This window comes from Micromonospora sp. NPDC047465 (assembly GCF_040643125.1).
GTDB lineage: Bacteria > Actinomycetota > Actinomycetes > Mycobacteriales > Micromonosporaceae > Micromonospora.
This window is the reverse complement of sequence record NZ_JBEYTP010000097.1, coordinates 1-9,550: the sequence shown is the minus strand read 5'-3', so window position 1 is coordinate 9,550 and position 9,550 is coordinate 1. Positions and strand designations below refer to the sequence as shown.

The following is a 9,550-nucleotide window of genomic DNA, read 5'->3' as shown; positions in this document are numbered from 1 at the left end:
CCGAACGACTCCACGAGCCGGAACAGCGCCACCTCGACCGCGAACAGCCCGGCCTGCGTGAACACGGTCTGGTCCAGCAGCCCCGCCTCCGGCGAGCCCTCCGGAGCGAACAACACGTCACGAAGCGGCTGCGGCAGCAGCGAATCCAGGTGCCCACACACCTCGTCCAACGCCGAGGCGAACACCGGGAACACGCCGTACAACTCCCGGCCCATCCCGGCACGCTGCGCGCCCTGACCGGAGAAGAGGACGGCGGTGCCGCCCGAGACGGCCGAGCCGGCCGGGACGAGTGCCGGGTGCGCGTCCCCGGCGGCGAGGGCCCGCAGCGCCGCCAGCCGGGCCTGCGAATCGGCGGCGACGACCACCGCCCGGTGGGCCAGGTGCGCCCGGCCGTCGGCCAGGGCCCAGGCCACCGCCTCGGGCCGGCCCACCGCGTCCCCGTCGGCCGGGTCGGCGAGCCGGCGGGCCAGGCGGTCCGCCTGCTCCCGCAGGCCGGCGGACGTCGCGGCGGCGACCGGCCACGGCAGCGCGGTGTCGGCGACGTCGGTCCCGTCGGCCGGCCCCGCGTCGACGGCGACGTCGGCGGGCGCCTCCTCCAGGATCACATGGGCGTTCGTGCCGCTGATGCCGAACGACGAGACGCCGGCCCGGCGGAGGCCCCTGTCGGCGTCCCACGGGCGCGCCTCGGTGAGCAGCGCCAGCGGGCCCGACGCCCAGTCCACGTGGGGGGACGGCTCGTCGACGTGCAGGGTCGCCGGCAGCGTCCGGTGCCGCAGCGCCAGCACCATCTTGATCAGGCTGGCCACGCCGGCCGCGGCCTGGGTGTGGCCGATGTTCGACTTCACCGAGCCGAGCCACAGCGGCCGGTCGGCGGGCCGGTCCGGCCCGTACGCGCCGATCAGCGCCTGCGCCTCGATCGGGTCGCCGAGGGTGGTGCCGGTGCCGTGCGCCTCGATGGCGTCGATGTCGGCCGGGGCCAGGCCGGCGTTGGCCAGGGCCTGCCGGATGACCCGCTGCTGGGCGGGCCCGTTGGGGGCGGTCAACCCGTTGGACGCGCCGTCCTGGTTGACGGCGCTGCCCCGCACCACGGCCAGGACGCGCCGGCCCTCCCGCTCGGCGTCGGAGAGGCGTTGCAGCAAGAGGACGCCGACGCCCTCGCCCCAGCCGGTGCCGTCCGCCGCCGCGGCGAACGCCTTGACCCGCCCGTCGGCGGCGAGCCCACGCTGCCGGGAGAACTCGAGGAACGCACCCGGCGTCGACATCACCGTGACGCCGCCGGCCAACGCGAGATCACACTCGCCGGAGCGCAGCGCCTGCGCGGCCAGGTGCAGCGCGACCAGCGACGACGAGCACGCCGTGTCCACGGTGACCGCGGGGCCCTGCAGGCCGAACGAGTACGCCAGCCGACCGGAGACCACCGACGCTCCGTTACCGGTCGCCTGGTAACCCTCCACCTCGGACCGGGCGCCCAGCAGCAGGGTCGCGTAGTCCTGCCCGTTGGTGCCCATGAAGACGCCGGTCTCGGATCCGCGTACCCGTTGCGGGTCGATGCCGGCGCGCTCGAACACCTCCCATGTGGTGTGCAGCAGCAGCCGCTGCTGCGGGTCCATCGCCAGCGCCTCCCGCGGGTTGATCCCGAAGAACGCCGCGTCGAAGCCGGCCACGTCGCGCAGGAAGCCGCCGCTGCGGGCGTAGCTGGTGCCGACCCGCTCCGGGTCGCTGTCGAACATGCCGTCCAGGTCCCAGCCCCGGTCGGTGGGCATCGGCGTCACCGCGTCCACGCCGTCGGCGAGCAGCTGCCACAGCTCCTGCGGGGAGGACACCCCACCGGGGAAGCGGCAGGCCATCGAAACGATGGCGATGGGCTCGTCCACGGGCGGCCGGACCACGGTGGTGACGGCCACCGGGCCGTCGTCCGCGCCGCCCACCAGTTCGGTACGCAGGAAGCGGGCCAGTTCCGCCGCCGACGGATGGTCGAAGACCACGGTCGACGGCAGGGTCAGCCCGGTGGCCCGGCCCAGCCGGTCCCGCAGCTGCACCGCCGCGAGGGAGTCGAAGCCCAGCTCGCGGAACGCGCGTCCGGCCGGCACCTGGTCGGTGGAGTCGTGGCCGAGCACCGCCGCCGCCTCCGCGCGGACCAGGTCGACCAGCAGGTTCTCCTGGCCGGTGGCCGGCAGCGCGGCGAGCCGGGCGCGCAGCCCGTCGGTGCCCGCCCCGGTCTCCGGCCGCTCCGGTTCCGCCGCGACGGCCGGAGCGACCCGGTCGAACAGGCGGCTGGGCCGCGCCGCGGTGAACGCCGCGACGAACCGGGACCAGTCCACGTCGACGATCACCGGCGCCGGCTCGGGGGCGTTCACCCAGCGGCCCAGCGCCGCGACGGCGGCGTCGGGCGCGAGCGGGGCGAATCCGCGGCGGCGCAGGCCGTCCGCGGTCTCCCCGGCGGCCATGCCGTCCTCCGCCCACGGGCCGTAGGCCAGGGCGGTGGCGGGCAGCCCGGCCGCGCGGCGGGCCGCGACGAGCGCGTCGAGCAGGGCGTTGCCGGCCGCGTAACCGGCCTGGCCGCCGCCACCCCACACGCCGGCGACGGAGGAGAAGACCACGAACGCGTCGAGGTCCCGGTCCCGGCACGCGCCGTCCAGGTGGACGGCCCCGAGCACCTTTCCGGCGAGGGTCTCCGCCAGGTCGGCGTCGGTCAGCTCGTACGCCGGTGCGGTCCCGCCGGACGCGCCGGCCGTGTGCACCACGGCGGTCAGTTCCGGCAGATCGTCCACCAGGTCGGTGACGGCGGCGGCGTCGGTGACGTCGCACGCCAGCACCCGCACGGCGCCCAGCTCCGCGACCAGGTCGGCCGCGCCGGGGGCGTCCGGGCCGCGCCGGGAGGCGAGCACCACCTCGGCGGCGCCGTTGGCCAGCAGCCACCGGGCCACGTGCCGGCCCAGCGCGCCCGTGCCGCCGGTGACCAGCACCGTCCCGCGCGGCCGCCAGCCCGCCCCGGAGGGCGGGACGGACGGCAGCAGCCGCCGCCCGAACACGCCGTTGCGGCGCACCGCCACCTGGTCGAGGGCGCCGTCGGCGAGGACCGCGACGAGCGCGGCCCGGGTGCCCCGGTCGGCGCGGGCGGGCAGGTCGATCAGCCCGCCCCAGCGGTCGGGCTGTTCCAGGGCCACGGCCCGGCCGAGGCCCCAGGTCAGCGCCGCCCACACGTCGCCGCCCGGCTCGCCGGCCGTGACCGGCAGGGCGGCACGGCTGAGCGCCCACACCCGTCCGGGCAGGCCGGTGTCGGTCAGCGCCTGGATGAGGGTGAGCAGCCCGGCCGTACCCGCGGGGACGGCCGACCCGTTCGCGAGCGGCCGGTCCTGCCGGGGCAGGACGCACAGCACCCCGGCCCAGCCCTCGCCACTGATCGGGCGCAGCCGCTCGCCCAGCTCCCGCCGGCCGAGGGTGGACGACACGGTCACCGTGTCCACCCGCGCGCCGGCCTCGGCGAGCGTCTTCGCCACGCCCGCGTCGGCGCCGCCACCTACCGTGGCGACCAGCCACCGGCCGGAGAGCCCCGAGGCGGGGGCCGGCCGCACCGGCTCCCACCCGATCCGGTACGACCAACCGTCCAGCGCCGTTCCCCGGTCCCGGCCGCGACGCCACGTGGAGAGCACGGGCAGAGCCGGGGTGAGGGCGTCCACGGCGTCGTCGCCGAGCTGGCCGGCGAGGGCGGCGAGGTCGCCGCTCTCGACGGCGGCCCAGAACTCGGCGTCCCCGTTCTCGGGGGCGGCCTGCGGTCGCGGTGCCGCTTCCGGCCAGTACCGCTGGTGCTGGAACGCGTACGTCGGCAGGTCGACGCGGCGGGCGCCGGAATCGGCGAACCACTGCGCCCAGGTGACCGGTACGCCGTGGACGTGCAGCTCGCCGAGGGCGGCGACCAGGGCAGCGGTCTCGGGCCGGTCCCGGCGCTGGGCGGCGACGGCGAGCACGGTCTCGTCGCCGGGCAGCACGTCCGCCGTCATCGCGGTCAGCACACTCTGCGGACCGATCTCCAGGAACGTGCCCACCCCGGCCACGCGCAGCGCCGTGACACCGTCGGCGTACCGGACGGCCTCGCGGACGTGCCGCACCCAGTAGTCGGCGGTGCGGATCTCGTCGGCGTCGGCGAGCGCGCCGGTCAGGTTCGACACGACCGGCAGCAGCGGCGGCCGGAAGGCGAGGCCCTCCAGGACGGCCCGGAACTCGGCCAGCATCGGCTCCATCAGCGGACTGTGGAACGCGTGGCTGACGGTCAACCGGCGCGTCCGGACGCCACGCGCCGTCCAGACCTGCTCCACCTCGTCGAGCGCGTCGACCGCCCCGGACACCACCACCGAGGTCGGGCCGTTGACCGCCGCGACGCCCAGCCGGTCGGCCAACCCGTCCAGCGTGGACAACACATCGACCTCGGCCGCGTTCACCGCCAGCATCCCGCCACCGGCCGGCAACGCCTGCATCAACCGACCCCGCGCCGCCACCAACGCACACGCATCAGCCAACGTGAGCACCCCGGCCACGTACGCGGCCGTGATCTCACCGACCGAATGCCCACCCACGAAGTCCGGCACCACCCCGAACGACTCCACCAGGCGGAACAACGCCACCTCGACCGCGAACAGCCCCGCCTGGGTGAACACGGTCTGGTCCAGCAGCCCCGCGTCGGCCGTGCCCGCCTCGGCGAAGAGCACCGCCTTCAGCGGCTGTGGCAGGAGTGAATCCAGGTGCCCGCACACCTCGTCCAACGCGGACGCGAACACGGGGAACGCCTCGTACAGCTCCCGGCCCATGCCCGCGCGCTGCGCGCCCTGACCGGAGAAGAGAACCGCGAGCTGGCCGCGTTCGCCGCTGGTACCGGTGACCAGGGCGCCGGACGGGTCTCCGCCATCGAGAGCCCGCAGCGCGGACAGGAGGCTGTCCCGGTCGGTCACCACGGCGACGGCACGCTGTTCCAGTGCCGGTCGGGTGGTGACCGACGACCACGCCACGTCCAGCGGGCGCAGCGTTTCGTCGGCGGCGAGCCAGCGCGCCCACCGGCCGGCCTGCCCGGCGAGCGCCGCGTCGGTCCGCGCCGACAACACCACCGGCACCACCGCCGGCACCTGACGCTCCACGATCTCGCCCTCAACCACCTCGACCGGCGGCTGCTCGACGATCACATGAGCGTTCGTCCCCGAGATCCCGAAGGAGGACACGGCCGCCCGACGCGGCCGGTCCACGACCGGCCACGGCGTCGCCTCCGTCGCCAACGCGACCGCCCCGGCCGTCCAGTCGATGTGCGGCGACGGCTCGTCCACATGCAACGTCGGCGGAACGATGCCGTGCCGCATGGCCAGGACCATCTTGATCACACCGGCCACACCGGCCGCGGCCTGCGTGTGCCCGATGTTCGACTTGACCGACCCCAGCAGCAGCGGCCGGTCACCCGGCCGATCCTGCCCATAGGTGGCCAGCAGCGCCTGCGCCTCGATCGGGTCACCCAGGGTGGTGCCCGTACCGTGCGCCTCCACCGCGTCCACGTCGAGCGTGGTCAGGCGGGCGTTCGCCAGGGCCTGCCGGATCACCCGCTGCTGCGACGGCCCGTTCGGCGCCGTCAACCCGTTCGACGCCCCGTCCTGGTTCACGGCGGTCCCGCGTACGACCGCCAGGATGCGCCGGCCCTCCCGCTGGGCGTCGGAGAGCCGCTGCACGAGCAGCATGCCCACGCCCTCAGACCAGCCGGTGCCGTCGGCGGCGGCCGCGAAGGACTTGCACCGGCCGTCCTGGGCCAGCCCACGCTGGCGGGAGAACTCGATGAACGTCCCCGGCGTCGCCATTACGGTCACGCCGCCCGCGAGGGCGAGGTCGCACTCACCGGAGCGCAGCGCCTGCGCCGCGAGGTGCAACGCGACCAGCGACGACGAGCACGCCGTGTCGACCGTGACCGCCGGCCCTTCGAGCCCGAACGTGTACGCCAGCCGACCGGACAGCACGCTGCCCGACGTGCCCACGCCGACGTAACCCTCGACCTCGGCCGGCTGGTCCATCAGTCGCGTCGCGTAGTCGTGGTACATCACGCCGGCGAACACGCCCGTGCGGCTGCCCCGCAGCCGCGCCGGGTCCAGGCCGGCGGACTCGAACGTCTCCCAGGACGCCTCCAGCAGCAGCCGCTGCTGCGGGTCCATCGCCAGCGCCTCCCGTGGCGAGATCCCGAAGAACGCCGGGTCGAACTCCGCTGCGTCGTACAGGAAGCCACCGTGCCGCGTGTACGACGTACCGCTGCTGTTCGGGTCCGGATCGAACAACGACTCCAGGTCCCAGCCCCGGTCCGCCGGGAACTCCGAGATCCCGTCCCCGCCCGTGGTCAACAGCTCCCACAGCTGATCCGGGTTGTCCACCCCGCCCGGGTACCGGCAGGCCATGCCGACGATCGCGATCGGCTCGTCGGCGGCAACGGCCCGCACGGCCGACCGCCGCACACTGAGCTGGCCGGAAACCTGCTCGTACAGGTGCTCGGCGAGCACGGCCGGGGTCGGGTAGTCGAACACCAGCGTCGACGCCAACCGCAGCCCGGTGGCCGCGTTGACCCGGTTACGCAGATCCACCGCCGTCAGCGAGTCGAAGCCCAACTCCCGGAACGCCCGGTCCGCCGGCACCGCCTCCGCCCCGCCGTGACCGAGCACCTGCGCGACCAGACCCCGGACCAGCAGCGCGACCTGTGCCCGCCCCTCGTCCTCGGTGAGCCCGGCGAGTCGCCCGGCCCAACCACCGCCGCCCTGTCCCGCCTGTCGGCGGGTCGCGGTCGGCCCGACGAGGGTACGCAGCATCGGCGGCACGGTCCCGCCGGTGGCCGCCGCCCGCAGGGCGGGCAGGTCGATCACCGTGGGCACCAACGCAACCCGGTCCGCGGCCAGGGCGGCGTCGAACAGCTCCAACCCGACCTCGACGCTCATCGGCGTCAAGCCGGCCCGCGCCGACCGGACCCGATCCGCCTCCGACACCGACGCCGCCATGCCACCGGTGTCCCACATGCCCCACGCCAGACTGACCGCCGGCAGACCCACCTGCCGCCGATACGCCGCGAGCGCGTCCAGGAACGCATTCCCCGCCGCGTACGCCGCCTGACCCGGCGAACCGAGAACACCCGCCACCGACGAGAACACCACGAACAAATCCAGATCCAGACCGAGCGTGGCCTCGTGCAGCCACCAACCGGCGGCGACCTTCGGCGCCAGCACACCCGCCAGCCGCTCGGCGGTCAGCCCTTCGACGACGCCGTCGTCCAGCACGCCAGCGGTGTGCACCACGCCCGCGAGCCGGCCCGCCGAGGTCACCTCGGCCACCAGCCCGGCCACCTGCTCCCGGTCCGTCACGTCGCACGCCACCACCCGCGCCGACGCACCCAGACCCGACAGCCGCTCCACGAGCGCACCCGCACCCGAAGCGCCCGGACCCTGCCGCGACACCAGCACCAGCGACCGCACCCCGTACGCCGCCACCAGATGCTCCGCCACGAGCGCACCCAACGCACCCGTACCACCGGTCACCAGCACCGTGCCCTCACCCAGAGCCGGCACGGCCCCAGCCGACGCCCGCACCAGCCGCGGCACGAACACGCGGCCCTCCCGGACGGCCAGTTGGTCGTCCGTGCCCTCGCCCACGAAGCCGGCGAGCGCGGTGAGCAGCGTCGGCTCGACGTCGGTGTCGAGGTCCGCGAGAACGATCCGACCGGGGTGTTCCGACTGGGCCGACCGCAGCAGGCCCCAGAGGGCGGCGCCCGCCAGGTCGCCGACCCGGTCCGCGTCCCGGGCCGCCGTCGCGCCCCGGGTCAGCACCAGCAGCCGCGAGCCGGCCAGGGAATCGGCGGCCAGCCACGCCTGGACCGCCCGCAGCACGTCCGACGTCACCGACCGGACCGCCTCCGGCAGGTTGCCGGCCGGCTCGGACGCGCCGAGGACCGGCAGCACGAGGACCTGCGGCGCGTCCGCGCCCGCCTCGACGACGGCGAGCGCCGCCGCCACGTCCGCGTACGCCGGCAGCCCGGCCCGGGCCACCAGCTCGTCCGCGCCGCCGGTCAGGACCGCCCAGCCGGACGGCTGCCGGGTTGCCGGGGCCGGGTCGGCCTGCCAGCGCACCTCGAACAGCGACCGGGCTGCCGCGCCTGGGGCGGGCAGACCCGTCATCTCGCGCAGGACGAGGGAGTCGACGGACACGACCGGCGTGCCCGACTCGTCGGAGGCGACCAGCCGCACCCCGGAGCCGGCCCGGGTCAGCCGTACCCGCAGCACCGAGGCGCCGGAGGCGTGCACCTGCGCGCCCTCGAACGCGAACGGCACCCGCGGCCCGGCCGCCTCGTCGGTCAGCAGGAGCCCGACGGCGTGCAGGGCGGCGTCCAGCAGCGCCGGGTGGACGCCGAAGCGCACCGCCTCGCCCGCCGCGTCGTCGGGCAGGGCGACCTCGGCGTACGCCTCACCGTCGGCCGTCCAGGCCCGCCGCAGTCCCTGGAACACCGGCCCGTACGCGAGGCCGTGCTCGGCGAGCGTCGCGTACCAGCCGGTCAGGTCCACCTCGGACGCGCCGGCCGGCGGCCAGGTGCCCACGGTCGGCTCGTCCGGCGAGGACGCTTCGAGGACGCCTTCCGCGTGGCGGACCCAGCCCGCCTCGGGGTCGTCGTCCCGTCGGGAGTAGATGGCGACGGCACGCTGCGGGGAGCCGTCGGACGCCTCCACCCGTACCTGGACGCGCACGCCCCCCGTCTCGGGTACGACCAGCGGCGCGGCGACGGTCAGCTCCCGCAGCCGGGAGGCGCCGACCTCGTCGCCGGCCCGCACGGCAAGCTCCACGAGCGCGGTGCCCGGCACCAGCGTCACGCCCGACACCGCGTGGTCGGCCAGCCAGGGGTGCGTGGCCAGGGACAGCCGGCCGGTGAGCACCACCTCGTCGTCGCCGGCCAGGTCCACGGCCGCGCCGAGCATCGGGTGCCCGGCGTCGCCCAGCCCCGCGCCGGACACGTCGCCGACACGGGGGCGACCCGAAGCCGGCCAGTACCGCTGGTGCTCGAACGCGTACGTCGGCAGGTCGACGCGGCGCGCGCCCGCCCCAGCGAACCACTGCGCCCAGGTGACCGGCACGTCGTGGACGTGCAGCTCGGCCAGGGCCGCCAGCAGCGCCTGAACCTCGGACCGGTCCCTGCGCTGGACGGCCACGGCGAGCGCGGTCTCGTCGCCGGGCAGCACGTCCGCCGTCATCGCGGTCAGCACGCTCTGCGGGCCGATCTCCAGGAACGTGCCCACCCCGGCCTTGCGCAGCGTGGTGACGCCGTCGGCGTACCGGACGGCCTCGCGGACGTGCCGCACCCAGTAGTCGGCGGTGCGGATCTCGTCGCCGTCAGCGAGCGCGCCGGTCAGGTTCGACACGACCGGCAGCAGCGGCGCCGAGAACGTCAGGTCTTCCAGCACTGCCCGGAACTCGGCCAGCATCGGCTCCATCAACGGACTGTGGAACGCGTGACTGACCCGCAGTCGGCGCGTCCGCACGCCCCGGCCCTGCCAGGCGG

At 75.8% G+C, this 9,550-nt stretch carries 1 protein-coding gene; it reads right to left on the bottom strand.

Annotated elements, in window-relative coordinates:
* On the bottom strand, nucleotides 1-9,550 hold a 9,550-nt coding region (locus tag ABZ793_RS34240), incomplete at both ends, for a type I polyketide synthase (RefSeq protein WP_357465077.1).